At 67.9% G+C, this 25,380-nt stretch carries 26 protein-coding genes, 3 pseudogenes and 2 riboswitches; of the genes and pseudogenes, 7 read left to right on the top strand and 22 right to left on the bottom strand.

Annotated features, from left to right (window positions below; all coding sequences use genetic code 11):
* From ACM9NP_RS22265 to ACM9NP_RS22255, 3 genes and pseudogenes are all read left to right on the top strand, one after another.
* A partial coding sequence (locus tag ACM9NP_RS22265; protein ID WP_415648713.1) for an alanine racemase occupies positions 1-1,104 on the top strand: 1,104 nt, incomplete at its 5' end.
* Positions 1,105-1,678: 574 nt separating this feature from the next.
* Positions 1,679-1,804, top strand: a pseudogene (locus ACM9NP_RS22260) (amidase family protein); the annotation flags it as partial.
* 76 nt (positions 1,805-1,880) lie between these two features.
* A complete protein-coding gene (locus tag ACM9NP_RS22255; RefSeq protein ID WP_415648716.1) occupies positions 1,881-3,362 on the top strand; it encodes a S1 RNA-binding domain-containing protein in 1,482 nt (493 codons plus the stop codon).
* A gap of 222 nt (positions 3,363-3,584) precedes the next feature.
* On the opposite strand, the gene ACM9NP_RS22250 is transcribed toward ACM9NP_RS22255, so the two are convergent.
* Positions 3,585-4,610, bottom strand: coding sequence for a hypothetical protein (locus tag ACM9NP_RS22250; RefSeq protein WP_415648712.1), 1,026 nt, complete (start codon positions 4,608-4,610; stop codon positions 3,585-3,587).
* 114 nt (positions 4,611-4,724) lie between these two features.
* Between ACM9NP_RS22250 and ACM9NP_RS22245 the strand changes: the two genes are divergently transcribed.
* Complete coding sequence (locus ACM9NP_RS22245; RefSeq protein WP_415648711.1) at positions 4,725-5,339, top strand: TetR/AcrR family transcriptional regulator; 615 nt, start codon at positions 4,725-4,727, stop codon at positions 5,337-5,339.
* A gap of 139 nt (positions 5,340-5,478) precedes the next feature.
* Here the strand turns inward: ACM9NP_RS22245 and ACM9NP_RS22240 are convergent, their stop codons facing one another.
* Positions 5,479-6,024, bottom strand: a complete 546-nt coding sequence (locus ACM9NP_RS22240) for a DinB family protein (protein ID WP_415648710.1) — start codon at positions 6,022-6,024, stop codon at positions 5,479-5,481.
* A gap of 63 nt (positions 6,025-6,087) precedes the next feature.
* Here ACM9NP_RS22240 and ACM9NP_RS22235 point away from each other — a divergent pair.
* A pseudogene (locus ACM9NP_RS22235) lies at positions 6,088-6,216 on the top strand (helix-turn-helix transcriptional regulator); the annotation flags it as partial.
* Between the two features lie 221 nt (positions 6,217-6,437).
* On the top strand, positions 6,438-6,623 hold the full coding sequence (locus tag ACM9NP_RS22230; protein ID WP_415648717.1) for a hypothetical protein: 186 nt from the start codon (positions 6,438-6,440) through the stop codon (positions 6,621-6,623).
* 25 nt (positions 6,624-6,648) lie between these two features.
* On the opposite strand, the gene ACM9NP_RS22225 is transcribed toward ACM9NP_RS22230, so the two are convergent.
* On the bottom strand, positions 6,649-7,818 hold the full coding sequence (locus tag ACM9NP_RS22225; RefSeq protein ID WP_415648709.1) for a chorismate-binding protein: 1,170 nt from the start codon (positions 7,816-7,818) through the stop codon (positions 6,649-6,651).
* 167 nt (positions 7,819-7,985) lie between these two features.
* Between ACM9NP_RS22225 and ACM9NP_RS22220 the strand changes: the two genes are divergently transcribed.
* Positions 7,986-8,180 carry a DUF5999 family protein gene (locus ACM9NP_RS22220; RefSeq protein WP_415648708.1) on the top strand — a complete coding sequence of 65 codons (195 nt, stop codon included), beginning with the start codon at positions 7,986-7,988 and terminating at the stop codon, positions 8,178-8,180.
* A gap of 67 nt (positions 8,181-8,247) precedes the next feature.
* Here ACM9NP_RS22220 and ACM9NP_RS22215 read toward each other — a convergent pair whose 3' ends face one another.
* From ACM9NP_RS22215 to ACM9NP_RS22125, 19 genes and pseudogenes are all read right to left on the bottom strand, one after another.
* Positions 8,248-10,062, bottom strand: coding sequence for a substrate-binding domain-containing protein (locus tag ACM9NP_RS22215; protein ID WP_415648707.1), 1,815 nt, complete (start codon positions 10,060-10,062; stop codon positions 8,248-8,250).
* Positions 10,063-10,135: 73 nt separating this feature from the next.
* Positions 10,136-11,140: pseudogene (locus ACM9NP_RS22210) on the bottom strand (glycine dehydrogenase (aminomethyl-transferring)); the annotation flags it as partial.
* A 1-nt stretch (position 11,141) separates the two neighbouring features.
* Positions 11,142-12,970 (bottom strand): aminomethyl-transferring glycine dehydrogenase subunit GcvPA (gcvPA, locus tag ACM9NP_RS22205; RefSeq protein WP_415648706.1); only part of this gene is annotated, 1,829 nt, incomplete at its 3' end.
* A 47-nt stretch (positions 12,971-13,017) separates the two neighbouring features.
* Positions 13,018-13,109: riboswitch (glycine riboswitch) on the bottom strand.
* Positions 13,110-13,225, bottom strand: a riboswitch (glycine riboswitch).
* Positions 13,226-13,339: 114 nt separating this feature from the next.
* Positions 13,340-13,849 (bottom strand): MerR family transcriptional regulator, encoded by a 510-nt coding sequence (locus tag ACM9NP_RS22200; protein ID WP_415648705.1) that lies wholly within the window; start codon positions 13,847-13,849, stop codon positions 13,340-13,342.
* A 128-nt stretch (positions 13,850-13,977) separates the two neighbouring features.
* Complete coding sequence (locus tag ACM9NP_RS22195; RefSeq protein ID WP_415648704.1) at positions 13,978-14,442, bottom strand: bifunctional nuclease family protein; 465 nt, start codon at positions 14,440-14,442, stop codon at positions 13,978-13,980.
* Between the two features lie 113 nt (positions 14,443-14,555).
* Entirely contained in the window at positions 14,556-14,987 is a 432-nt protein-coding gene (locus ACM9NP_RS22190) for an FHA domain-containing protein (RefSeq protein WP_415648703.1), read from the bottom strand.
* Positions 14,988-15,041: 54 nt separating this feature from the next.
* A complete protein-coding gene (gcvH, locus tag ACM9NP_RS22185) occupies positions 15,042-15,419 on the bottom strand; it encodes a glycine cleavage system protein GcvH (RefSeq protein WP_415648702.1) in 378 nt (125 codons plus the stop codon).
* 13 nt (positions 15,420-15,432) lie between these two features.
* Complete coding sequence (locus tag ACM9NP_RS22180) at positions 15,433-16,260, bottom strand: DUF881 domain-containing protein (protein WP_415648701.1); 828 nt, start codon at positions 16,258-16,260, stop codon at positions 15,433-15,435.
* Position 16,261: 1 nt separating this feature from the next.
* Entirely contained in the window at positions 16,262-16,594 is a 333-nt protein-coding gene (locus ACM9NP_RS22175; protein WP_415648700.1) for a small basic family protein, read from the bottom strand.
* Position 16,595: 1 nt separating this feature from the next.
* A complete protein-coding gene (locus ACM9NP_RS22170) occupies positions 16,596-17,402 on the bottom strand; it encodes a DUF881 domain-containing protein (protein ID WP_415648699.1) in 807 nt (268 codons plus the stop codon).
* Entirely contained in the window at positions 17,399-18,007 is a 609-nt protein-coding gene (locus tag ACM9NP_RS22165; RefSeq protein ID WP_415648697.1) for a CDP-alcohol phosphatidyltransferase family protein, read from the bottom strand. Before ACM9NP_RS22165 ends, ACM9NP_RS22170 begins: the two co-directional genes overlap by 4 nt.
* A gap of 148 nt (positions 18,008-18,155) precedes the next feature.
* Complete coding sequence (locus ACM9NP_RS22160; RefSeq protein ID WP_415648696.1) at positions 18,156-18,833, bottom strand: GntR family transcriptional regulator; 678 nt, start codon at positions 18,831-18,833, stop codon at positions 18,156-18,158.
* A 27-nt stretch (positions 18,834-18,860) separates the two neighbouring features.
* Positions 18,861-19,862, bottom strand: coding sequence for a proline racemase family protein (locus ACM9NP_RS22155; RefSeq protein ID WP_415648695.1), 1,002 nt, complete (start codon positions 19,860-19,862; stop codon positions 18,861-18,863).
* Positions 19,863-19,876: 14 nt separating this feature from the next.
* A complete protein-coding gene (locus tag ACM9NP_RS22150; RefSeq protein WP_415648715.1) occupies positions 19,877-20,737 on the bottom strand; it encodes a dihydrodipicolinate synthase family protein in 861 nt (286 codons plus the stop codon).
* 37 nt (positions 20,738-20,774) lie between these two features.
* Positions 20,775-22,103 carry an FAD-dependent oxidoreductase gene (locus tag ACM9NP_RS22145; protein ID WP_415648694.1) on the bottom strand — a complete coding sequence of 443 codons (1,329 nt, stop codon included), beginning with the start codon at positions 22,101-22,103 and terminating at the stop codon, positions 20,775-20,777.
* The gene (locus tag ACM9NP_RS22140) at positions 22,100-22,330 is read right to left on the bottom strand and encodes a 2Fe-2S iron-sulfur cluster-binding protein (RefSeq protein ID WP_415648693.1); all 231 of its coding nucleotides are present in this window, start codon (positions 22,328-22,330) and stop codon (positions 22,100-22,102) included. The genes ACM9NP_RS22145 and ACM9NP_RS22140 overlap by 4 nt, the downstream gene beginning before the upstream one ends.
* Positions 22,331-22,332: 2 nt before the next feature.
* On the bottom strand, positions 22,333-23,472 hold the full coding sequence (locus tag ACM9NP_RS22135) for an NAD(P)/FAD-dependent oxidoreductase (protein ID WP_415648692.1): 1,140 nt from the start codon (positions 23,470-23,472) through the stop codon (positions 22,333-22,335).
* Between the two features lie 19 nt (positions 23,473-23,491).
* Positions 23,492-24,118 (bottom strand): response regulator, encoded by a 627-nt coding sequence (locus ACM9NP_RS22130; protein WP_415648691.1) that lies wholly within the window; start codon positions 24,116-24,118, stop codon positions 23,492-23,494.
* Positions 24,111-25,238, bottom strand: coding sequence for a GAF domain-containing sensor histidine kinase (locus ACM9NP_RS22125; RefSeq protein WP_415648690.1), 1,128 nt, complete (start codon positions 25,236-25,238; stop codon positions 24,111-24,113). The genes ACM9NP_RS22130 and ACM9NP_RS22125 overlap by 8 nt, the downstream gene beginning before the upstream one ends.
* Between the last annotated feature and the right edge of the window lie 142 nt (positions 25,239-25,380).

Here is a 25,380-nt window from a genome sequence, read left to right as displayed (position 1 = left end):
GTCTACGACCGCACCGCCCTCACCCGTCGTATCACCACGACCGCCGCCGCCCTCGGCCCGCACACCGAACTCCTATACGCCCTCAAGGCAAACCCCCACCCCGACATCCTCACCGCCGCCGCCCAGCACACCGACGGCATCGACGTCGCCTCCGAAGGCGAACTCACCGACGCACTGGCCGCGAAACCGAGACGCGTCGTCTTCGGCGGACCGGCGAAGACCGACAACGCTCTCTCCCTCGCCGTCACCGCCGACGTGCCGGTGACCATCAACGTCGAAAGCGTCCACGAACTCCGCAGACTCGACCTCATCGCCCGTCGCCACCACCGCGTCGCCCCGATCGCCCTCCGGATCAACCGCGCCACCGGCACTCTCACCGGCAGCCACCGGATGACCGGCACCCCCACACCGTTCGGCATCGACGAAAGCCAACTGTCACAGGCCATCGCGCTGACGACGCAATCACCCGGCGTCCGCCTCACCGGCCTCCATCTGCACTCGGTGTCCAACAACCTCGACGCCGCCGCGCATGTGGCTTTCGTCGCCGACAGCCTCGCCTACGCCGCCCTGATCGCCGACGAACACCGGCTGACCTTCGACACGGTCAACGTCGGCGGCGGCATCGGCGTCGATCCCACCGGCGCCGCCGCCTTCGACTTGGACGAGTTCAGTCGCCTCCTGCCCGAAGCCGACATGAGCGGGCCACGGGTCGTGTACGAGCTCGGTCGCTACCTCACCGCGGAGATCGGTTGGTACGCAGCGGAGGTCATCGACATCAAGCACACCCACGACCGGACCTTCGCCGTCCTCCGCGGCGGGACACACCACTTCAGACTCCCAGCCGCCTGGGGTTACAGCCACCCGGCGACGGTGATCGAACGCGAGGACTGGCCGTACCCGTGGCCACGCCCCGAACTCGTCAACGCGACCGTCGACGTCACGGGCGAACTGTGCACGCCGCGCGACGTCCTCGCTCGCGGACTGCACGTCGACCGACTTCGGATCGGAGACATCCTGGTCTTCGACCGTTGCGGGGCATACGGATGGACGATCTCCCATCACGATTTCCTCAACCATCCACACCCGACATTCATTGTCTTGTAGTAGATGAGCCCGTCAGGGCGTTATTGATCGAGACGCGACGGTCGCGGGGTTCGCGACCGCCGCCAACGGCGATTACCTCGGGATCGATATACATTTACAATAAAATGTGTGCCTGCCTGGGGTTTTGGAAACATAACCACAGAGACACCGACATAGGCGGCGTCTCACAACGTCAGGTCTCTCTACGACAAGGGCATCGCCGTCGACGACATCTGCCGGAAACTGATGATCCCAGCCGGGGCTCGGGGAGGATCGGACCGGAATTGAACGCTAAAACGGCGGGTGATCGATCTTGTGTCGAGAAACAGGCATTTGTCGACATCCCTACCCCCTGCCCGAAATGGGACATCGAAGACGACCTCGACGGGGACCCGACTCGCTTCTGGCAGGTGCTGCGCGGGAACGGCCGGAGAGTGGTCATTATGGACAGACCTGAGGCATCGAGACCCTGAAGGTGAGACCAGGTCATACGAAACGAGTCGACCTACGGGCACGACATGGCCGACGTGACTTGACGTTGTCCCAACGCCGTCGGTTGTTGTCGCGAAGTGATTGGCTATCGGATGATTAGGGTGTGTCCCGACTCAAGGCCGCCGGCGCGGTAGTGCTCGGCAAGACCAATGTGCCGTTGATGCTGCGCGACATCCAGAGCTTCAACGAGATATACGGCACCACCAACAATGCTTGGACTCACGACCGCATCTCGACCACGGCCCACCCCATTCTGGGACGTCAGTGAATCTCCGTGGCCCGACCCACTTCGGATGGACAGTAACGTGCTCCCATACGTCTACCAGATCACCAAGTACGACCCCGCAGACCGGGACGAACTCGGTCGCTATGTCGGCGCCGTCGAGGCGGTGAGCGACCATGGACCTGTCGAATCCGCCTACCTACAGGCGATCGCGGCCTTCGCCGAAGCCGTCGACGTCGACCACTTGGTCGTTCGAGAGCCGCAGATCGCTCTTGGCTTCGCCAATTTCGGCGCGGAACCGAACGTCGAAGGACATGGACTGACCGGGCTCTTCCCGCCCGACCTCACCGGTTTCCACGACGGTGCGCGGGTCTCGCTCGCCGCCGGGCTGGAACTGGTCCGGGCGATGCTCCGCGACAACGGTGCGTGGTGCCGCTTGGAGGTGGACGACACGTTCACCATCCATGTCGGATGGGACCAGTATGTCTACATTGGTAGTACTGGACCGTGTGGAGAGGCGCTGGCTCGCACTCGCGCGCTCGGCCTGTTCCCGGAACGCCGGGACGGCTCCCCCTACGACGTCGACTACGACGAACCAGGCGACCAGCGACCCGCCGACGACCTTTTCTGGGACCGGCTGCGCTGGTGCGTGGCCGCAGGCGAGGCGGCGATCCTCGAGGAGAACCACGTATACAATGCCACTCGATGGCACCGCCTCGACGAGATTCGCACCCGGCTGACGCCCCGCGCGAGGCTGGTCGTCTGGCCGGACCTGTTCACCGACGTTGACGCTGTCATCGCGAACCTCCCCGAGGAAACCCTGATCGAGCTCGTCTGGGAGGACCGAGACGGCCAGATCACGAGCATCATCGCTGACGAGACCCAGTTCGCCGAACTCGTTCCTCGGATCACCGACGCCCGCGCCGCAGCTCTTCTGTCGTTGTACAGTTCCGAACGCCACCCGCTGTTCACCGGCGTCCTACCCGACAACGATGGTGTCCTCCGAGCTCGCTGGAGGACCGAGCCGACCCCGAGCGACGAGCACTGGACCATCCTCAGGACTCTGTACCGGGGCCAAGTCGTCACCGGGACGGTGATCGAGATTGCCGACTTCGGCGTCACGTTCGTGGACATCGGCGGCTTCACCGCGATGATCAACATTCCTGAATTGTCCTGGGGGCACGTCGACCACCCCACTGACGTCGTCGCGGTCGGTCAGGAGATCACCGCCGAGATCCTCGACGTCGACCTGGTTCGGGATCGGGTCTCACTGTCGATGAAGGCCCTACAGGCGGATCCGATGGCGGACATCGTGTCGCAGGTCGGTCATATCGTCACCGGCACCGTCACGAAAATCGTCCCGTTCGGCGTCTTCGTCCGTATCGACGACGGCATCGATGGGTTGGTGCACAACACCGACCCCGCCGATGAGCATGTGGATCGACTGAAAACCGGTGACGCACTCACCGTGAAGATTCTCGAGGTCGACATCACCCGCCGTCGAATCACACTGTCATATGTCAGAACACTTGCCGCTGAATCAAAGGAGCGCCGCCACACCTGACTCGGCAGGAGCAGAGCGACGAGGGCCATGTGCCCATGGCCCTCGTCGCGAGGACATCGCGCTTCGACCAGGCCGTTGCAAGAACGTTGTTGTGATCGGCCCGCGTCCGGGCGAACCGCTTCTCTTCCGCCTCAGTGAAGTCCGCCCGAGTTCGACCGTGCTGCCCCACCAACGTATGTGACTCGTCGAAGGCGATGTCAGAACCGTCATCGGCACGAGAGTTCAGTCCCTCCCGTAGAAGGCGGCGAGCGCCCCGAACGCCTCCTTCGGTTCCCACGGCATGTCGGGGTAGGTGGTTCCGAGACCGCCGTCGAGGACACGAACGATGCCGTAACTGGCCAGGTCCAGGTCCTCACGGGGATCGCCGCCGGGACGGTGCACGTGGTCGTACAGCGCGAAGGTGAACACGAAGGCGCTGTCGACACCTCCGGCGTCGAAGGTCTCCAACAGCTCGCGCAGATACGCGGCTTGGCCGGCCTCGTCGCGGGCGTACACGCCGTCCAGTCGCATCGGCGCGCCGGTGTCCTCGTCGTATTCGACGATCTCCAGACCGCGAGCGCCCCTGTCTCCCGCCCCCAGGTATCCGGCGGACCCGAACTCGGTGATCGCGACGGGTTTTCCTTGCGCGACGAGGGTTCGGACGCCGTCAGCGAACTGGTCGGCGACCTCGGCCGACCGATACAGGTCCATCGAGACGATGTCGAACGGTTCCCAATCGACGCGGTCCAGGGGAACGGCGGCGTAGGTGACCGGCCCAGCGAAGTGGTCCCGGACGACCGCGACGGCGTCGGCGAGGAAGGCGTTGACGCGGGCGCCGACCTGGCCGAGCTGTTCGCGCGGTCCGTCCGGTCGGGTGAGGAGCGCGACGCGCTCGGCGGTGCTGTCGCCGGGGAGGAATCCTCGACTCATCAGGCTCAGTTCGGCGCCCGTGACGAACACGACGGCGGCTCCGCTCCTGCGAAGACGTTCCGCGCGCTCGGCGCAGTCGGCGAAGAGCCGCAGCATCTCGTCGGTGGTGAGTTCGAGGGGGTACGGGGAGAACCAGACTTCCAGGCCGAGGTCGGCGGCGTACTGGGCGACGAGTTCGATGCGTTCGGGGTCGCCGCCCATGACTCGGATGGCGGTGCAGTGCAGGTCGTCGCGGATGACGCGAAGTTCGCGTTGGACGACGTCCAGGTCGAGGTGTCGTCGGGAGTTCGTTCCGTTGAGGACGAATCCGGTGTCGTAGCTGATGCCTTTGGATCGCATGGCGCGGCTCTTTCCGCCGAAGGGCTTACGGTACTTGAAGTACCCTAACTTGTCGGCGTCGCTCGCGCCAGTAGGGCTCGAACGGTACGATCGGTGTCGACCAGGGAAAGGGACATGACGGAGAATCCACACCCGCCGCCGACTTCCGGACGGACTCGTCGGCGCGGCGTCGTCCTGGAAGAGGCGATCCTGAGCGCGGCCGTCGACGAGATCACCGAATCGGGATACGCCGGTCTGACAATGGACAAGGTCGCCACCCGCGCCGGCACCAACAAGAACGCGATCTATCGCCGGTGGCCCAACCGCCTCGCACTCGGTATCGCGGCGTATCGACGACTGGCCACCACCGCCCAACCGCCGGACACCGGCGAACTGCGCGCAGACGTCCTCGAACTCCTGCGCCGGGCCAATCGCCACTGGAGTTCCCCCCTCGGAGCACTCCTGCACGAGCTGATCTCCGCCGCGGGTGGGGCGTCCGAACTCCTCGCGCAATTGCCGGACCAGTCGAGCGAGGCGGCGGCCGCCCCATGGCTGACGATCCTGGGACGCGCCATCGCACGCGGCGAGGCCGCCCCCGAAGCGCTGCATCCCCGCGTCGCCACCGTCGCCATAGTCCTGCTGCGCAACGAATTCGTCGTGCGCGGGGTTCCGACCGCACCCGACGACGTCCTCGTCGACATCGTCGACGAGGTGTACCTGCCGCTGATCCGTCGGCGTGCCCCCGCCTGAACCGGATCACCTGGCCACCTCGGCTTTCGAGGTCCCACTTCCGTTGTCCGCCTTGCCATCCCGAGAAGACGAACGCACCTGGACCACCGGCGGTGGGGGCGGCCAACCCGGACGTCATGACCGCCCCGTCTCCCGGTTGTCAGCCCGGTGGGTCCTCCCCCACCAAACCGTCGACGGACTCACGGATGAGATCGGCGTGACCGACGTGTCGGCCGTACTCCTCGACCAGGTCCATCAGGACGCGCCGCAGGTTGACCGAGGCACCGCTCGGACCTCGAGGCACGCTCAGCAGGTCCATGCCACCCTCGACGAGGGCCTTGGCGACGACGCCACGCGAACGATCGGTGGCCTCCAGCCACAGCGTCATGAGCTCCTCGGGGGTGTCGCCGACGGCCGAGTGCCACGGCCAGTCCGGATCGGCGTCCCAATCGACGGCCTCCCACGGCATGCCCGGCCTCGTGTCGAAGACCCGGCTGAAGTGGATGGACTCGACGGCGGCGAGGTGCTTGACCAGGCCGCCCAGGGTCATCGTCGACGCGCCGACCGTCCGATTCATGCTGTCGGCGTCCAGGCCGCCACACTTCCACGCGAAGGTCGCGCGCAGGCGCTCCAGCGACCCGAGGACGGCCTCGATCTCGTTGCCGGCCAGCGGCGGCTCGAACCGCATCACATCGTTCTCACTCATGCCGTGCAGGCTACGGTTCATTCCGGACGATTCACTTCCGGAATCTGGAGCGGCTTGCCGAGCATGAACGACGCGAGCCCGACCGCTCGGGGACTACTGGCACTCGAACTGATCCAGAACGCGCCGGGCATCACCGCCGAACGGTCGGCCCGGAAGCTCGGCATCACGGATCGGGCCGCCCGCAGACATGTCGCGATCCTGCGCGAGACCGGTCCGCCCATCGAATCGGTCCGTGGCCCGTACGGCGGTTACCCCGTCGGACGCGGGCTGCGCCTGCCGCCGTCGCCCTCCGGTCGAACTCGATCCGGTCCGGATGATCGAGGAACACTTAGCCGAAGGCCGGCGATACGACGTCGAGATCCACATCGACGCCCCCGCAGAGGAGGTCGCCCGCTGGACACCACGAAACCCGGGTGGAGACGATCGACGCCGACCGCACCCGTCTCGTCGGAACGACGGACGAACCCCACTGGTACATCGAGCAGCTCGCCGGGATCAGGGCGTACTTCCGGATCATCGCGCCACGCGAGCTCCGGGACGCCGCCCGTTTCCTCGGAAGTCGTCTCCTGCGCGCGGCCGGACGCGAGGACGCGAGCTGAACCGGTCCCCCGGCGGCAACCCTCATCAGCCCTGTGACGCCAGAATCGCCTTGATCGGGGCCGCCTTCGCGGCGGCCTCGGCGACCTCCGCCGTGGGTTCACTCCTCCACGTGATCCCACCGCCGGTCCACAGGTGGACCCGATCGTCGGCGACGGCCACCGTCCGGATCGTCAGCCCCAACACCAGCCCCGCGACCGTCAGATAACCCAGTGCCCCCATCGCGGGGCCTCGCCCCACCGGCTCGAGCGCGGCGATGTGGTCGAGAGCCGCGAGCTTCGGGGTGCCGGTGACGGAACCGGGAGGGCACACCGCGCGCAGGAGGTCGGACAGGCGAGTTCCCGGCCGTACCTCGGCCTCGATCGTCGATTCCGCCTGCCAGAGACCGCACCATCGCCGCAGCGCGAACAGTTCGGGGACCGAGATGCTGCCGGGGACGGCGACGTGCGCGAGGTCGTTGCGCTCGAGGTCGACGATCATGACGTGCTCGGCGCGCTCCTTGACCGATGAACGCAGGAACTCGGCGCCCTCGGCGGTCGCGGGTGCGGTGCCCTTGATCGGACGGGTGGTGACCCGCCCAAGGTCGAGGGAGACCAGGCATTCGGGGGACGCCGACGCGACGAGCCAGCCGTCGCCGCCGAGGCCGCCAGAGTACGTCGTCGGTTCGAGCGAGGCGACGGCCGCGGCGATCGCGTTCGGGTCGCCGATCGTCGGCGCGCTCTGATGGCCGACGACGTTCGCCTGGTAGACGTCGCCTCGACCGATCGCCTCGCGCACCGCCGACACGGCCGCGGCGTGCTCAGTCGAAGTCCAGCTCGCCGTCCACGGTCCGACAATCGGCCTTGAATCGGGCATAACGGTCGTCGAGGCGGTGTTGGTATGGGCGTATGCAACGAGTACGACATCGGGAACACGGCCCACAGGGCTCGGACGACCGAGGGCGCCGCCGATCATCGCGGAACCCGCGGCCGCCGAGATGAGGACCGCGACTCCGCACAGCTCCCCTACGGTGGCGGTGTGGGTGAGCGGTTTCGACAGTTCCTCGACGGGCATGCCGAGATCACGACAGAAGTCGTCGACGATGGCCGCGGGGTCGCCCGGATCGCCGATACGCCATTCCAGGCGGGCGATCTCGACGCGACGGTCACGGCACTCGGGCGGTACCCCAGGTGGGATACCGAATGAGACGGGGGTCATACGTTTGGTTGAACTTTCGTCGGGGGTGAGCGTGATCAGGCGTCGACTACCGGTTTCGTGCCTTAACTGTTGCGACAATGACATCTAGGGCCCGCTACTGTGGCGGACTATTGGGTGTGAAGAAGCACACATTGAACAGTGCGATCAACGAAAATTCGGAGACAAGGATGTGTCTGCATCAACCACGCTGTCCGACGGCTGAGGCCAAGGACCGTGAGGCCGCCAAGACGGTGGCCGCGCACCCGGAGCAAGGGTGGAGTCTACTGTGCAACGGAGTCGTCGTGTTCGACGACACCGGTGAGATCCTGCCCGACGGGAGCGTCATCGCCCCCCACCGCGGCCCCGCGCTGCACGCCGCCTAGCGACTGAGAGCCCCTCCGCCCGGATGGGCTACCCGACCTCTGACGACGGCTCCTCGCCGAACCGTCGTCACGACGCTATGAACAGGGCGTTCAGCAGCTGCATGTCGATCTCGTCCGACCACTTGGCCGGGAAGTACTGCCCCTGGGTCGCCCGCGTGATCTCGCCCAGCGCCTCATCGTCGACGTCGTCGCCGTATCCGATCGCGACGATCGTCGGCGGGTTCACGGCACGATCCGTGCCCGCCAACTCCCGCAACTCCGCCGTCGCCTGTTCGAGGGACAGACCGTTCGGGTCGTCGTTGCCACCTCCCGCGATCAGCAGGATGAGGTTCTTGGCGTCCTCCTGATAGTTGTCCTGCATGTGCTGGTACGCCGAAACAGCCGTGTCGTACAGACCGCGACCGCCCTCGGGATACATGTTCGCCAAGGCGTTGTCGACGTTGCCCTTGTGGGAGTCGTCGAACTCGGCCAGTGACGCCAGCTCGGTGTAATCGGGCCCGCCGTCCCAGGACGCGGAGAACTTCCACACGCCCACGGTGGACTGACCACCGAACATGCCGAGGGCATTGCCCAGGGCGTTACGGACGATGTCGAGACGCGTGGACCCGTCAGGTTCGGCCACGCCCATTCCCTCGGAATTATCGACGACGACGAGAACGTTGGTCTTGCGGTTGAGCGCCTGCCACGTGCCCAGCGTGTTCGTCACCGAAACCGGATCGGCCGGGGCGCGCGGCGGCGCCTCGATCTGCGGGGTCAACCCGACCGCGTCGTTGATGACGTCGGTACCGACGCGCTGACGACTGTCCCGGTAGGCCCGTTCCGCGAGCACCGCCTGGCTCGGCTCCTCACGCAGATACTCGGCGAAGAGGTGCCCGATCTCCTGGTGCAACGCGTCGGTCCACTCGACGTTCTCCAGGACCGCGATCGGGTAGTCCGCGTCGGTGGTGCCGTCGGCCGGGTAAACGGCCTCCAACGGGACGTTGGGGCGCTGCTGGTTGTTGTTGTATCCGAAGACGTCACGCTCGAGAGCCGGGAAGGCGGAGACGTAGGACAACGCCTTGTCCTCGGTGTCGGCCCCGAGCAGATCCCCGAGCAGCTTCGTCGTGTTCGCGGCGTCGACGCTGATCGACTCCTTCAGCTTCGCGGTGTCCTTGAGCTCGTCCGAACTGATCTGACCATCGCTGTCGCCGTCGAGGAGACCGATGAGGGCGTGCAGGTCGGCGGTGCTCTCACGAGGGTTGCTCAGACCGAGCTTGATGTCGCCCCACTCGGGGTGGTCGTAGTCGGCCCAGGTCTTCTCGCTGGCGATCGTGATGAGGTTCTGCCAGCTCGGTTCGAGGTCGACCGGTTCCTGTCCCTGCTTCCAGCCGAGCGCGTCGGCCATCGGTTCCGGCATCGCGATGACGGTGGGCGTCGAGGCCATCAGCGGCGTGTATTCCGGGATCACCCGGGAACCGCGCTCGGAGCTGGCGGCCATCCGCAGCCACACCTGCGACTCGGCGATCCACACGTGCGGTTGCTCGCCGTCGGAACGGGTGTCCCAGGTTCTGGACAGCTTCGCCATGATCTCCGCCGAGGAATTGGCCTTAATGGACACACCGACGCAACGTCCGTCGACTTGCGGCTCGGTGTCGGACCAGTTCTGGGCGATCTCGTTGAGCGGTTCCTCCAGGCGCTGCGGCACCATGACGACCGCTTCCGCGGTGTCACCGCTGCACCCGGAGGTCAACAACCACAGGTAGCCGAAGGTGAGGCTGGACAGAACGAGCGTGACGACCGTCGATACGACGATCCACGGCGCGACGGGCAGTTTCGCCCGCTCTTTTCGACGGCGGCCACGCCGATGCGATTTAACGCCCGGTTTGTTGTGACCGCGTGCCATGTTCGATCTCCTGGGATGGTGTGGGACCGGCCCAGTCTAGCCTCACGCCCGGGACGGCCCGGCGCAGCTCCGTTCAGCTCGAAAACGCCTCCGGCGGAGGGCACGCGCAGGCCAGATTCCGGTCACCCCAAGCACCGTCGATGCGACGGACCGGCGGCCAGTACTTGTCCGTGACGTGCCCGGCCGGGAAGGCCGCGACGCTGCGCGGGTACGGGTGCGACCAGTCGTCCGAGGTCACCGACTCCGCCGTGTGCGGGGCGTTCGCCAACGGGTTGTCGTCGACGGGCCAGACACCGCCGGAGACCTGATCGATCTCCGCGCGGATCGCGATCATCGCGTCGCAGAAGCGATCCAGCTCGTCCAGGTTCTCGCTCTCGGTCGGCTCGACCATCAGCGTCCCCGCGACGGGGAAGGACATCGTCGGCGCGTGGAAGCCGTAGTCGATGAGCCGCTTGGCGACGTCATCGACGCTGACGCCGGAGTCCTTCGTCAGGCCGCGCAGGTCCAGGATGCACTCGTGCGCCACCAGGCCCTTGTTGCCGCTGTAGAGAACCGGGTAGCTGTCGGACAGGCGCGCCGCGACGTAGTTGGCCGCCAGCACCGCCGTCGCAGTCGCCTCGGTCAAGCCGTCCGGCCCCATCAACCGCAGGTACATCCACGGAATCGGCAGGATCCCTGCGGAGCCCTGCGGCGCGGCCGCGACCGGCCCGACCCCACCGTCGGCGTGCAACGGATGCCCCGGCAGGTACTTCGCGAGGTGCGCGCGCACCGCGACCGGCCCGATACCGGGACCTCCACCGCCGTGCGGAATGCAGAAGGTCTTGTGCAGGTTCAGGTGCGACACGTCCGCGCCGAACTTGCCGGGCTTGGCGAAACCGAGCAGCGCGTTGAGGTTGGCGCCGTCGACGTACACCTGCCCGCCCGCGTCGTGCACCCGCTCGCACAGATCGACGATGTCCGATTCGTAGACGCCGTGGGTCGACGGGTACGTCACCATGATCGCGGCGAGCGCGTCCGCGTTCGCGTCGATCTTGGCGTTGAGGTCGCCCATGTCGATGTTGCCCTCGTCGTCGCAAGCNACGACGACGACGCGCATCCCCGCCATCACGGCCGACGCCGCGTTCGTGCCATGGGCGCTCGACGGGATGAGGCAGACGTCGCGGTGGGTGTCTCCCCGATCGACGTGCCACGCGCGAATCGCCAGCAGGCCGGCGAACTCCCCCTGCGAACCGGCGTTGGGTTGCAGGCTCACCGCGTCATAGCCCGTGACCTCGGCCAGCCACGACTCCAGGTCGGTGATCATGCGGGCGTAGCCGCGGGACTGGTCGGCCGGGGCGTACGGGTGGATGTCGGCGAACTCGGGCCAGCTCACCGGCTCCATCTGAGAAGTCGCGTTGAGCTTCATGGTGCACGATCCGAGGGGGATCATTCCTCGGTCGAGCGCGTAGTCGACGTCGGCGAGACGACGCAGGTAGCGCAGCATCGAGGTCTCGGAGCGGTGCGCAGAGAAGACCTCGTGAGTCAGGTAGTCGTCGGTTCTGGCGGTGGCGAGCCGAGGCGTGTCGCCCTCCGCAGGCAGCGCGGCGTCGACGCCGAAGGCGAGCAGGACCTGGGTGAGATCGGCGTCGGTCGTGGTCTCGTCGCAGGCGACGCCGACGTGGTCCTCGTCGACCGAACGAAGGTTGACGCCGCGAGTGGCGGCGTCGGCGACGACCTCCTCGGCGCGGCCGGGAACGACGGCGACGACGGTGTCGAAGAACGAGTCGTGGGCGATGCCGATGGACGCGGCGCGAAGCGCTTCGGCGAGCCGCGCGGCCTGGCCGTGGGCGTGTTCGGCGATCCCGCGAATGCCCTCCGGGCCGTGGTAGACCGCGTAACACGACGCCATCACCGCGAGCAGGACCTGCGCGGTACAGATGTTGCTGGTGGCGCGTTCGCGACGAATGTGCTGTTCCCGGGTTTGCAGCGCGAGGCGGTACGCGGGCCGTCCCACGGCGTCCTTGGACACGCCGACGAGCCGACCTGGCATCGACCGCTCCAGTCCCTTACGGACGGACATGAAGCCGGCGTGCGGACCGCCGAACCCCAGCGGGACACCGAAACGCTGCGCGGAACCGACAGCGACGTCGGCGCCCATCGTGCCGGGAGACGCAAGCAGCGCCAATGACAGCAGGTCGCAGGCGACGGCGGCGAGCGCTCCGCGGTCGTGGGCGGCGGCGATGACGTCCGTGTGGTCGCGGAGGCGTCCCGACGCGCCCGGGTTCTGGAGGAGGACGCCGAAGAACTCGGCGGGGAGGTCGTCGGGGCTGTCGCAGGGGGTGACGACGAGTTCGATGCCGAGCGGTTCGGCACGGGTCTTGAGTACCGAGAGGGTCTGCGGGAAGACGTCGGCGTCGACGACGAAGACGTTCGAACGGGACTTGCCCGCGCGGCGGGTCAGGGTCATCGCCTCGGCGGCGGCGGTGGCCTCGTCGAGCAGGGACGCGCCCGCGACGGGCAGTCCCGTCAAGTCGGCGACCATGGTCTGGAAGTTGATGAGCGCTTCCAACCGGCCCTGGCTGATCTCGGGCTGGTACGGCGTGTACGCGGTGTACCAGGCCGGACTCTCGAAGACGTTGCGCCGGATCACGGCGGGGGTGTGCGTCCCGTAGTAGCCCATGCCGATCATCTGTCGCATGGGCTGGTTGGCGTCGGCGATCGCCGCCAGTTGCCTCGTGGCCTCCTCCTCGCTCACGGCGGGCGGGAGATTCAATCCGTCGCGCAGTCGGATCGAGTCCGGGATCGCGGCTTCCAGCAACTCCTCGAGGCTGTGATAGCCGATGCGTCGCAACATCGTCTGCTGCTCGTCTGGGCCCGGGCCGATGTGGCGGCGCACGAACGGGGCGAAGGAATCGGGTTGCTGACGCATGGGCTCTCCAAGGACTCACCGGTGGACGCGGGTACCCCGCGCTCGGGTCCTCCCCCTCTGTCTGCGGCCCTGAGAGTTTCACCGCCGTCGGCGGCTTGCCCCGTCGGTGAGACGGCGAACCGTCTACTTTCCAGAGGTGCCAATCCGCGCGGTCCTTGCTGCCTGAGAGGTTCCGGGGAGGAGTTGCTCCTTCGGCGCCGACGACGGGCCTCGGCGAACCGGGGTCCGTCGCGCGGGCTCTCCCGCGCGGGTTTGCGGGGCCGGTGGGAACGCCCCCCGACCCGTCAAGCGTTTGTCGCCGCCCACCCTACCCGGTGCGGCCTCGCGTCGACAGTCTGCCGTCCGCGATCGCGCGGCTCCCCGGACGCCTCAGCTGGCGGCGCGCCGAGCGCGGCGGGCCGCCAGCTCATCGACGCTGATGGTGTTGCTGGCCACGGCGGGACGTTCGCCAGGAAGCATGGTCACGGAGCCTTCGATCTCCTTGACAGCACCGGCGAGCGCTATCCCGAACACTCCCTGGCCGCCTTGGAGGAGGTCGACGACCTCTTCGGTCGAACGACATTCGTAGACCGTGGCGCCGTCGGAGATCAAGGTGATCTCGGCGAGGTCGTGAACGCCGTGGGCGCGCAGTGTCGCGACGGCCTTGCGAATGTTCTGGAGGGAGACTCCGGCGTCGAGTAGACGCTTCACGACTTTGAGAACGACGATGTCTCGAAATGAATACAGGCGTTGGGTGCCCGAACCGCCCGCCGGGCGGACGCTCGGGGTGACGAGACCGGTGCGTGCCCAATAGTCGAGCTGACGGTAGGTGATGCCCGCGGCGGCGCACGCGATGGGGCCACGGTAGCCAACGACTTCTTCGCTGTTGTACGCCATCATCGCCGCCGTCCTCCCACATCCCACCAGTCGAGCCACAATGAACGATAACGTTCTTCGATGCTTTTGACTTTATATCTTTCGTGGTGCCAGGTCGATACTGTTTTCGTCTCGCGGGAAGGGGAAAACGGCTATTCGGCGAAATCTTCGGGCGTCACGTTGTCGAGGAACTCGCGGAACTTCTCGACCTCGTCATCGGAGGCCTCCGACATGGTGATCCCGGACGCGGCGAGGACTTCCTCGGTGCACCGAACGGTCGCTCCGGTGCGCAATGCCAGAGCGATCGCGTCCGACGGGCGAGCCGAGACTCGCACGTCGGACGCGAACACGAGATCCGCGAAGAAGATCGTGTCCCGGATGTCGTTGATCTCCACCGCGACCAGCTCGATGTCGAGGGCGGTGAGGACGTCACGCATGAGGTCATGGGTCAAGGGCCGGTCGGGCGTGATGCCCTGCTGTTCGTAGGCGATCGCGGTCGCCTCGACGGCGCCGATCCAGATCGGCAGGAATCGCTCCCCACCGATCTCCTTCAGCAGCACGATCGGTTGGTTGGTGGGTAGTTCCACCCGCACACCGACAACCCTCAGCTCGCGCACTGGCCCGCCTCTTCTCGCCACTCGCGTTGTGCACCTTCGGTCAATGCCTGTTGTGTCGACCGTACACGCCGCAGCGGCGCGAGGGTACGGCCTTGCGCACGGCGCCAGGGGCGTCAGCGAGCGTGCGGACCGGCGATGAATACGAGCCGGAACTTGCCGATCTGCACTTCGTCGCCGTTGCCGAGCGTCGCCGTCTCGACCCGTTCCCGGTTGACATAGGTGCCGTTGAGGCTACCAACATCACGAACGGTGAACATGGAGCCTTCTCGATGGAACTCGGCGTGACGGCGGGAGACCGTGACATCGTCGAGGAAGATGTCACTGTCGGGGTGTCGACCCGACGTCGTGACGTCGAGGTCGAGGAGGAAGCGGGCGCCGGAGTTGGGGCCGCGGCGCACCACCAGCAGGGCGGTACCCGGAGGGAGAGACTCCGCGATCGTGCCCGCGTTGACCTCCGGGCCGGCCTCGAGCGCCTCATCAAGAGCGCCAAGGTTCATAGTCGACGTAACGTCGAGTGGAGGGAACTCGTCGCCGGGGCGCGTCATCGGACCACCTCAATAACTCGATACAGATTCGGGACTTGCCTTGTGTTCAAGGTGTTACTTAGTCAGTTTGTCGTATGCCTCGGCATCGAGCAACCCCGCCACATCGGCGACGTCGTCGGGCTCGATCTCGAACATCCAACCGTCGCCGTACGGCTCCGTGTTGACCTGCTCGGGATTCTCGTCGAGTTCGCCGTTGCGGTTCGCCACCGTCCCCGACAGGGGAGCGAAGATGTCGGACACGCTCTTGGTCGACTCGACCTCGCCAATGACATCCCCCGCCGAGACCTTCTTTCCGGCCTCGGGAAGTTGGACGAACACGATGTCGCCGAGTGACTGCTGCGCATAATCGGTGATACCCACCCGAACAACGCCGTTCTCCGGTTCGGAGATCCACTCGTGCTCGGACGTGTAACGCAGGTGCTTCGGAGTCACGGGCGATCCCTTCTCAGTTGACTGGCTCGGCGTACTCGGGGTCGGACGGCTCCACCACAGTGGTGATGTCGACGGTCCCCGGTTCTCGCACCATGACCGTACCGCCGTCCTTTTGCACCGTGTCCGCCACCCCACCGGGAATCTCTAGCGCGGTTGACATCGTGTCGGGGTCGCCGATGACGGTCAACCGCTGCGACGCCGTCAAGGTCACGCCGTCGACGAGGAGGTTGCCGCCGCTCTCCCCGAAGTATGTCGATGCGACGATTCGAACGGTGCGTCCGTTGCCGCCGGTGATGGACATCGCCTCGGCTCCGGCGCCGCGAAGCTCCTGAACCGCGTCGAGGATGACGGCGGCCCGGATGGGTTCGTCGCCCGCCTCGAAGGTGAGGACGAGACCCGGGCCGGTGGCCGGGAGCGTCCCGGCGAGGATGCCGACGCTGTCGGCGAGCTCACGCGCCCGCTCCAACGCGGCGTCTTGGCCCTCGGAGCCGCTGGCGAGCTCGTCACGGTCGGTCTCCAGCTGCGCTATCTCGGCCGTCAGACGCGTCCGCTGCGCGTCCAGGTCCGCCAGGATCCGCGCGAGGTCCTCCGTTCGCGCGCTGTCTAGGTCGCTCGTGTCCGTACGCGTCGTCTGGACGGCGATCGCGAAGCCGAGGATGCCGACGAGCAGTGCCGTCAACACGCTCACGCCGCGGCCGCGTCGGGGTGACTCCGCTTCCGGCTCGTCGCCGGTGTCCGTGTCTGCCGAGGTCTTCGCGGAGTCGTCCTCGTCCGGGACGTCGACGGGTTCGTCCTCCGGCTGGTCCGCGGACGCCCGGTCGGGTCCGTCTTCTCTGGTCATGTCAGGCCCCAAACAGGTGACGTCGAATCGCTGCGGCGTTCGAGAAGATGCGGATGCCGAGGACCACGACGACCCCGGTCGACAGTTGACTGCCGACGCCGAGTTGGTCGCCGAGATAGACGATGACCGCCGCGATCAGGACGTTCGAGATGAACGAGACCGTGAACTGCCGGTCGTCGAAACGGTGGTCGAAGTGGGCGCGCACCCCGCCGAACAGGGCGTCGAGCGCCGCGATCACCGCGATCGGCAGGTAGGGCTGAAGCGCGATCGGAATGTCGATGTCGATGACGACACCGAGAACGACCCCGAGGACGAGCGCGGCGACCGCGATCACGTCAGTCCTCCTCCACCGTGGCGTAACCGAGTTGCGGTTCTCGCGCCGCCTCCAGGCGCAGGGCGTCCTGTGCCTCCGTGGACAGGCTCACCCCGTGTTGTGCGAGGCTGCGCAGGGTGTCGGCGACCGTGGAGGCGTCGAATCGGTCGGCGAGGTCGCTCGGACCGATCGCCTCGATCCGATACGGGCTGGACACTGGCACGAAGTCGACGAGGATCGAGCCGCCCGCCTGTCTTATCGCGGTGGTCGCCGTGATGCGTTGACCGTCGACGCTGACCGCCTCCGCCCCGTATGCCCACAGTGTATTGACGACGAGCTGGAGGTCGCGGTCGTAGACGCGTCCCTGCGATCCATCGCCCGCGGCGATCGTGACGACCGCGCCGTCCCCCGTGACTTCGCGGAAGCCCGCCATGGCCTCCCCCGCGTGCAGCTCGGCTACCTGATCCGCCTCCCCGAGGAGCGCGTCCCTGCGGCCCAGCACATCGGCGCGGAGTTGGCTGACGAGCGCCTCCATCTCGGCGTTCTGCTCGCGCTGGGCGTCGATGTCGGCGCGGAGTTCGGCGCGCGCCTGAAGTACCGCCGGTTCGGCGGCGGCGGTCTGACGGTAGGCGGTCGTCAACAGCAGTCCAATGATGAGGCAGATGGCTGCGGCGAGAATACGTGCCACCATGGTGCGCCGCGGCGAGCGACGCGCCGGGGTGCCCGTGTAATCGAGCGGCTCGCTCCAGAACTGGCCGAGCAGGTCGACCGCCGGAAGACCGATCCCCCGCAACCGGTCGTCCCGTTCGTTTCCCCCCGTGTCGGTCACTGTGCCACCATTTCTCCTCGCTGTCCGGGACGCGTCATCCACACGGCCTGACCGACGTACAGCGCGGCCGAGAGCCAGTAGAGGACGATGCCCCACCACGCCAGCGCCCAACCCAGCGGTTGCGCCCACATCGGTGGGTCGATCGGCAAACCGGCCAGGACGAGCGCCGGGAACGACATGAACACGATGAACGTCGCCGTCTTACCAACATAGTGGACCGACAGCGGTGGGTAGCCGCGCCACCGCAGCAGCAGCAAGGTGACGAACATGACGGCTTCTCGGGCGAGGAGGGCGGCGGTGAACTGCCACGGCAGCAGTCCTTCCAGCGTCAACGCGGCGACGGCGACGAGGATGTACAGACGGTCCACGAGAGGGTCGATGAGGCGCCCGAAACGGCTCTCCTGGCCGAGCCGACGCGCGAGGTAGCCGTCGACGAAGTCGGTGCCGCCACCGACGGCGAGCACGATCGCGCCCGCGACGTACTCGTCGGCGACCAGCAGGAGCCAGCAGAAGACGGGGATGCCGACCAATCGCAGCATCGTGACGAGATTGGGCACCGTCCACACCCGCCACGGGATCGGCGTGTCACCGGAATGCTCGTTCACTGTGCCTCCTACCGGACTTGAGGGGACAAGGAGGCGCGCGTCAGATTCCCCCTTGATCGACCGGATGTCGGGCCACCCGGTCGTGCAAATTCTAGCCGTGACCGGCGTCGCAACCAGTACGCGTGCCGGGATCGTCGCGCGACTGAGATCAGTCGTGTTCGCCGTGTTCGGCCCAGATACCGCGTACGTGACCGAGGTGGCGTTCCGTGAGCGCTCGGGTCGCGTCGGCGTCGCGGGCGACCATGACGTCGAGGAGTTCGAGGTGTTCGAGCGCGGACGGTTCCAGGGCGCGGGCGCGGGCGAGTCGGGGAACGCCCAGAAGGCGGGAGCGGTGCCGGAGGTCCCGCACGGTGTCGACGAGCAGGCTGTTGCCCGCGAGGGCGAGCAGTCCGAGGTGGAACCTCAGGTCGGCGTCGATGTAGGCGGTGACGTCGCCGGCGCGTGCTGCGTCGACGATCTCGACGGCGACGCTTCGCCATGCCTCCATCTCCTCGATGGGGGCGGTGGCGGCGACCTGCGCCATGGTCACGGGCTCAATGAGAAGCCGTAGGTTGACGCAGTCGTCGAGGGCCTTCTCGTCCAAGCGAACGACCCGGAAACCCTTGTTGCGGACCGGTTCGACGAGTTTCTCCTTGGCGAGGTCGAGCATGGCCTCGCGCACCGGCGTCGCGGACACTCCGAACTGGACGGCCAAGGCGGGGGCGGAGTAGACGGCGCCCGGTGTGAGTTTGCCGGTGACGAGAGCCGCGCGGAGTTCCTTGGTGACGATCTCACGTAGGGAGGGTCTGCGGCTGAACGCGGGCAGATCGGGAACGGTCGCGGTCATTGCCGTGGCCTTTCGTGAAAGTGGTGGTCAGAGGGTGAAGCCGGTCGGGAATGGGTCGCTCGGGTCGAGCAGGTACTGGGCGGTGCCGGTGATCCAGGCGCGACCGGTGACGGTCGGGACGACCGCTGGGACGCCCCCGATCGTCGTCTCCTCGATGAGTCGCCCTCGGAACCGGGTCCCGATGAACGACTCGCTGATGAACTCCTGACCCAGCCCCAGCCTGCCCTGGGCGTGCAATTGCGCCATCCGAGCCGATGTGCCCGTCCCGCAAGGGGAACGATCGAACCAGCCGGGGTGGATCACCATCGCGTGCGGCGAGACGTGCTCGTCGGCGCCCGGGGCGAGGAGGGCGACGTGGTGAAGGCCGCGGATGTCGTCGTCGGTGGGGTGCCGAGGAGGATCGGTCTCGTCGATGGCGCGCATGATCGTCATTCCCGCCGCCATCAGGTCGTCGCGGTGAGACCGGTCGAAAGGGATGCCGAGGGACGCCGTGTCGACGAAGGCGTAGAAGTTGCCGCCGTAGGCGAGGTCGTAGGCGACCCGGCCGTATCCGGGAACGTCGACGTGGGCGTCGAGGCGGTGGGCGAACGACGCGACGTTGCGTATGGTGACCGACTCGGCGGCTCCGTCGTTCACCGCGACCGACGCCGTGACGAGACCCGCGGGGGTGTCGAGCCGGATGATGGTCTCCGGTTCGGTCACCGGCACCATCCCGGTCTCGACGAGAACGGTCGCGACGCCGATCGTCCCGTGGCCGCACATCGGCAGGCAGCCCGACACCTCGATGAACAGGACGCCCCAATCGGCGTCGTCGCGGGTCGGGGCCTGCAGGATCGCGCCGCTCATCGCCGCGTGTCCGCGCGGTTCCGTCATCAACAGGGTCCGAAGGTGATCGGATTCGGCGAGGAAGCGAACGCGACGCTCGGCCATGGTGGCGCCAGGCAGAGGTGGGACGCCGCCGGTGATGACGCGGGTGGGCATGCCCTCGGTGTGGGAGTCGACGGCGTGGAAGACCTGGCGGCTGCGCATGATCACACCGTCCCTTACCGAAGCCCGGCCGACAAGGCTCGCTCGGTGTGCCGCCGGACATCGGCGTCGGCTGCGACGTCGAGGGGCAGGCGGGGCGGGCGGCAGGCGCCTCCGGTGCGTCCCGCGAGGTCCATCGAGAGCTTGATGGCCTGCACGAACTGGACGCGGGAGTCCCAGCGCAGCAACGGATGCAGGGTCCGATAGAGCGGGAGCGCGCGGTCGAGATCGCCGTCGAGGGCCGCGCGGTACAACGTGACGCAGGCGTCGGGGAGGGCGTTGGGGTAGCCGGCGACCCAGCCGACGGCGCCCGCCAGGAGCATCTCGACGAGCACGTCGTCGGAACCGACCAGCAGGTCCAGACCGGGTGCGGCTTCGGCGATCTGCCAGGCGCGCCGTACGTCGCCGCTGAACTCCTTGACGGCCACGATGAGGCCGTCGCCGTGGAGCCGTCCGAGCAGTTCCGGCGTCAAGTCCACTTTGGTGTCAATGGGGTTGTTGTACGCGACGATCGGGACGCCGGACGCCGACACGCGACGATAGTGGTCCACAACGGACTCCACGTCGGCGCGGTAGGCGTTGGGCGGCAACAGCATGACGGCGCCGCAGCCGTGCGCGGCGGCACGGTCGGTGAGACGACGGGCCTCCTCGGCTCCGTAGGCCGCGACGCCGGGCATGACTCGGTCCGCGCCCACGGCCTCGACGGCGACGGCGAGCACCCGGTCGCGTTCGGCCTCGGTGAGAGTCTGGTACTCCCCCAGCGATCCGTTGGGAACGACGCCGTCGCAACCGGACTCGACGAGCCAGGCGACGTGCTCGGCATAGGCGTCGAAGTCGACGCCGCCGTCGGCGGTGAAGGGCAGGGCGGTGGCGACCATGACGCCGCGCCATGGGGTGGTGCGCACGGTTATCTCCTTAGTGTTCGGTGGGGTCGGTGGCGAGATCGCCGAGCCGAATCGGTTGTGCGATAAGGCGACGCGGAGGCGTTGCGGACGGAGCCAGGCCGGCGAGTCGCGCCACCGCCGCACCGCAGACGCGGCCCTGGCAGGGCCCCATTCCGGCGCGCGACAGCAACTTGACGGTGCGGGTGTCGGTCGCGCCGAGGGCGAGCGCGGCGGTGATCCGCTCGACGGGCACCGATTCGCACCGGCACACGATCGTGTCCTCGTCGAGCCAGCCCGGCCAGCCGTCGCCGACTGGGAACGCCGCGGCGAGTCGTTGGGCGAAGCGGCGCAGGGCCGCGCGGCGAGTGAGCAGTCGCCCCGGTGGCCGTGTGCCCGTGACGGCATACCCGGCCAGCGCGCCTTCGGCGAGGCTGAGTCGGGCCCCTCCGACGCCACAGACCTCCCCGACCGCGTAGACGCCGGGCATGGAGGTGCGCTGCGTCGCCGACACGGCGACGACCGGTGTCCCGTCGGGGCCGGGCGTCACGTCGACGCCGAGAGTGAGGGCGAGGTCGAGTCGCGGGGTGAAACCGTGCCCGATCGCCAGGGACGCGCACGGCACGCGCTTCGCTGATCCGGGTTTGATTCGCCAATCGGCGTCGACGGTGGCGATCGTGACGGCTTCGAGGCGCTCGGTGCCGTGCGCGGCGACCACCGTTTGTCCGAGGTGATAGCCGATGCGGTGGCGAGCGAGTGCCGCGGCGTACCCGCCGCTCTCGGCCGCGCGGGACGGGGCGCCGAGCAGGCGGACCAGGTCACGGCCCGGCCGGTTCGCCTCGTAGACGCCGAGGACGTCACCGCTGGCGCTCGCGAGGCCGGTCGCGACGGGCAGCAGGAACGGGCCCGTTCCGGCGACGACGACGGGGCCGTCGATGAGGACGTCCTGGCCGGTGAGCAGGCTCTGGGCCGCTCCGGCGGTGTAGACACCGGGCAGTGTCCAGCCGGGGAACGGCAGGACGCGGTCGTGCGCGCCGGTGGCGAGGATGAGCGTCGTGGCTCTGAGCGACACCGGGGTCGGGTCACGGTGGCCGCGCAGGGCGTGGACCGTGAACGGGTGTCCTGATTCGATCATCCACACTCGGTGACCGTTGAGGCGATCGACCGCGTTGAGGCGCTTGTGGAGTTTCGCGTACTCGCGGGCTCCGTGGGCCGGTTCTCCCCCGTCCCGATGGCGGAAGTACTGGCCGCCGGGGCGTTCCGCGTCGTCGAGCAGCGCTACCCGCGCGCCGTGTCGGGCGGCGGTCGTGGCGGCGGCCAGACCGGCGGGGCCCGCGCCGATGACGACGACGTCGTAGGTCATGCCGTCGCCTCCTTCGTCACGACGTCACCCGGAGCGGCGGGGACCAGACAGGCCCGTACCCCCGGGACGTCGTTGAGCGTGACGCGGCAGTCGAAGCAGACGCCGATGCCGCAGAAGACGCCGGCGCCCGCGAAACGCGGATGCCCCGCCGCGATCGCGGCGGCGGCGATGCTGCGGCCCGGCGTGAACTCGACGAGTTCGCCGTTCACCGTGAAAGTCGGGCTCATCGTCATCCTTCGAATCGTTGTGGAGAGAACGGGGTCAGGTCGACGTCGGCGTCCCCACCGGTGATCGCCGCGACGAGGCCCGCGCCGGTCGCCGGGGCCAGCCCGACACCGGCGCCCTCGTGGCCCGTCGCGTGCCACAGGCCCGGCACCCGGTAGTCCTGGCCGATGACGGGCAGATGATCGGGACTGTAGGGCCGGAACCCGCAGTAGGCCCGGATCACCGGGACGTCCGCGAGCACCGGGAAGAGCGCGACGGCCCCGGCGGCGAGCCGACGCATGGCCGACGCCGACACGGCGTTGTCGAAGCCGACCCGTTCGCGGCTGGCGCCGATGAGGATCGGGCCGGACGGCGTGCCCTCCACGACCGGCGAGGTGTGGAACGCGCCGTCGTCGGCGGCCACGTCGTCCACATAGTCGGCGGTGTAGACCTTGTGCCGGACCAACGGCGGGGCGGCGGCCGTCACCAGGACGACGCCGCGGCGCGGCCCGACGGGAATGGGCGCCCCGAGGACGGCGGAGAGGTCCCCCGCCCGGGCTCCGGCCGCGTTGACGACGGTGCCGCACGAGTAGTGGCCGTGGTTCGTGACCACGCCGATGATACGTCCACTGTGGGATGTTATGGCCTCGGTGACGGTGACCCCGGTGTGCAGATCGACGCCGGGGGTCGCCAACAGCGCGGCGGCTGCCACCGCGGGCATCAGCTGCGCGTCCTGCGCGTAGTACACGCCTCCGGCGAGACCCGGATGGATGTTGGGTTCGACGTCGACGCAGTCGTCGACGACGTGGACGTGCACCCCGGCGAGCGACTGGGATTCGGCGAGGCGGGTGAGCCGGGCCAACGCGGCATCGTCCCGGGCCGCCACGAGGCCGCCCTTGGCCTCGTATTCGATTCGCGGACCGAGGGAGTCCGCGAGGTCGCGCCAGAGTCGGGCGCTCCACAACGCGAGATCGAGCTCGGGGCCGGGGGTCTTGTCGGAGACGAGGAGGTTGCCCTCGCCCGCGCCGGTGCTGCCACCGGCGACGCCGCCCGATTCGAGAACGCACACCCGCAGGCCCGCGCGGGCGGCGTAATGCGCGACCGCGGCGCCGATGACGCCGGCACCGATGATCAGCACGTCTATGCCATATCTCCGCGAACTCACGACAGTAGTATGTCACATGTTATTGGGGCGTGGTCCAGCCCTGGGACACCGCGTACAACGCCGCCTGAGTCCGGTCGGCCACCCCCAGCTTGCGGAACACCGCCGACACGTGCGTCTTGACAGTCTTCTCGGTAACCGACAGTCTCGCGGCGATCTGCCGATTCGTCAGCCCCGTCGCCAACAGATCCAGTACCTGGCGTTCCCGCGCCGTCAACAGGGCGCGCGGTGCCGCGGGCGCCACCATCGCCGCGGCCGCCTCCGGAGCGAACAGGATCTGACCGTCGTGAACGGATCGGACGGCTTGCGCGAGCCCGTCGGGATCGATGTCCTTGTACAGGAAGCCGGCCGCGCCCGCCGCCATCGCCGACCGGACGCGGGCCGGGTCGCTCACGGACGTCAACACGATCACCTTCACGGTGTCGCTGGCCGCGCGCAGCGCTCGCAGCACCTCGACGCCGTCCTGTTTCGGCATCTTCAGGTCGAGCAGTACGACGTCGGCACCGGCCTCGACGAACGCGACCGACTCGGCGGCGTCGTCCGTCTCGCCCACCACCGTCATGTCCGGTTGCACCGACAGGAACGCCCGCAGGCCGCCGCGCACCACCGGATGGTCGTCGACGAGGACGACGCGGATCGGTTCACGCACCGGCGATCACGACGCGCACGGTCGACCCTTCCGGCCCCGACTCGATGGACAGGCGCCCGCCGAGCGCCTCCGCGCGTTCGCGCATCGTCTGGAGCCCGAGCCCTCGACTGCCCGCCTCCGTCGCGTCGAACCCCGCGCCGTCATCGGTCACGACCACGACCACCTCGTCGCCGCAACGGCCGAGCGAGACCGTGATCAGCGAGGGTCGGGCGTGCCGCACGGCGTTGTGCACCGCCTCCTGGACCATCCGCAGCACCTCCACTTCGGAGGCCGCGTCGACGGCCGGGTCGTCGGTCGCCTCGACCTCGGTACGGATGGAATGCAGCCGCCCCACCAATTCGACGTGCGCGCGGATCGTCGCGGCGAGTCCGTGCAGTTCCAGCTCGGCCGGTCGCAGCTCCACGATCACCGATCGCAACTCGGCGGCGGCATCGGCGGCGAGACGCTCGACCTGGTCAAGCTGATCGAGCGCGCCCCTCGGATCGACCTGGACGAGCGACGCGGCGGCGCGGGCGGTCAGCCGCAGGGAGAACAGTTTCTGGGAGACCGCGTCGTGCAGCTCGCGCGCCAGACGCGTCCGTTCCTCCACGACCGACAGTCGCATGCTGCGTTCGTGCAGGGTCGCGTTGGCCATCGCGATCGCGGCGTGGGCGGCGAACAGCGTCAGGACGCGTTCGTCGTCCGCGCTGAACTCGCCGTGGCCGGGGGTGTTGGCGACGAAGATGATGCCGACGACGGCGTCGCCGTCGCGGATCGGCACGCCGAGGAAGCCCGCGAGAACGGGGTGGGCCTTGGGCCACCATTCGAAACGTGGATCGGCACGCACGTCGGACAACCGGACGACGTCGCCCACGTCGAGCATCGCCGCCAGCATCCCGTGTTGACGCGGGAGCGGCCCGATCGCGTCCCACTGCTTCGGCGAGACCCCGTCGGCGATGAACTCCGCGAAGCCGCCCGAGTCATCGGGTATGCCGAGCGCCGCGTATCGCGCGCCGGCGAGACGACGCGCCGAGCGCACGATCACCGACAGCACCTCCGCGACCGACAGGTGGCTGGTGACCGCCTGCACCGCGCTGCTGACGGCTCGAAGTACCTCGTCGGAGCGTTCCCGCTCATCCATGTTCGCCAGCCTAAAGCGTGTGTCCCGCCCCTCCCGACCATCCATTCCGCTTGGTTGGGCAAATGTGTCGCTTGGTTGGGCAAATNNCGAAATNAGGCGTGTTTTCACCATTTGCCCAACCAAGCGGGANNTTTAACCAACC

Origin of the sequence: Stackebrandtia soli, from assembly GCF_965137155.1 — a bacterium.
Lineage (GTDB): Bacteria > Actinomycetota > Actinomycetes > Mycobacteriales > Micromonosporaceae > Stackebrandtia > Stackebrandtia soli.
Note: the sequence above shows the minus strand (reverse complement) of the source record. Positions and strands in the feature narration are given on the sequence as shown.

Excerpts from the sequence above, each read along its gene's own strand:
- ACM9NP_RS22145 (WP_415648694.1), bottom strand. The coding sequence starts at position 22,103 with ATGACCTACGACGTCGTCGTCATCGGCGCGGGCCCCGCCGGTCTGGCC.
- ACM9NP_RS22220 (WP_415648708.1), top strand. The coding sequence starts at position 7,986 with ATGTGTCTGCATCAACCACGCTGTCCGACGGCTGAGGCCAAGGACCGT.
- ACM9NP_RS22140 (WP_415648693.1), bottom strand. The coding sequence starts at position 22,330 with ATGAGCCCGACTTTCACGGTGAACGGCGAACTCGTCGAGTTCACGCCG.
- ACM9NP_RS22225 (WP_415648709.1), bottom strand. The coding sequence starts at position 7,818 with ATGACCCCCGTCTCATTCGGTATCCCACCTGGGGTACCGCCCGAGTGC.
- ACM9NP_RS22215 (WP_415648707.1), bottom strand. The coding sequence starts at position 10,062 with ATGGCACGCGGTCACAACAAACCGGGCGTTAAATCGCATCGGCGTGGC.
- ACM9NP_RS22245 (WP_415648711.1), top strand. The coding sequence starts at position 4,725 with ATGACGGAGAATCCACACCCGCCGCCGACTTCCGGACGGACTCGTCGG.
- ACM9NP_RS22190 (WP_415648703.1), bottom strand. The coding sequence starts at position 14,987 with ATGACGCGCCCCGGCGACGAGTTCCCTCCACTCGACGTTACGTCGACT.
- ACM9NP_RS22150 (WP_415648715.1), bottom strand. The coding sequence starts at position 20,737 with ATGGTCGCCACCGCCCTGCCCTTCACCGCCGACGGCGGCGTCGACTTC.
- ACM9NP_RS22125 (WP_415648690.1), bottom strand. The coding sequence starts at position 25,238 with ATGGATGAGCGGGAACGCTCCGACGAGGTACTTCGAGCCGTCAGCAGC.
- ACM9NP_RS22240 (WP_415648710.1), bottom strand. The coding sequence starts at position 6,024 with ATGAGTGAGAACGATGTGATGCGGTTCGAGCCGCCGCTGGCCGGCAAC.
- ACM9NP_RS22250 (WP_415648712.1), bottom strand. The coding sequence starts at position 4,610 with ATGCGATCCAAAGGCATCAGCTACGACACCGGATTCGTCCTCAACGGA.
- ACM9NP_RS22160 (WP_415648696.1), bottom strand. The coding sequence starts at position 18,833 with ATGACCGCGACCGTTCCCGATCTGCCCGCGTTCAGCCGCAGACCCTCC.
- ACM9NP_RS22155 (WP_415648695.1), bottom strand. The coding sequence starts at position 19,862 with ATGCGCAGCCGCCAGGTCTTCCACGCCGTCGACTCCCACACCGAGGGC.
- ACM9NP_RS22200 (WP_415648705.1), bottom strand. The coding sequence starts at position 13,849 with ATGATGGCGTACAACAGCGAAGAAGTCGTTGGCTACCGTGGCCCCATC.
- ACM9NP_RS22180 (WP_415648701.1), bottom strand. The coding sequence starts at position 16,260 with ATGACCAGAGAAGACGGACCCGACCGGGCGTCCGCGGACCAGCCGGAG.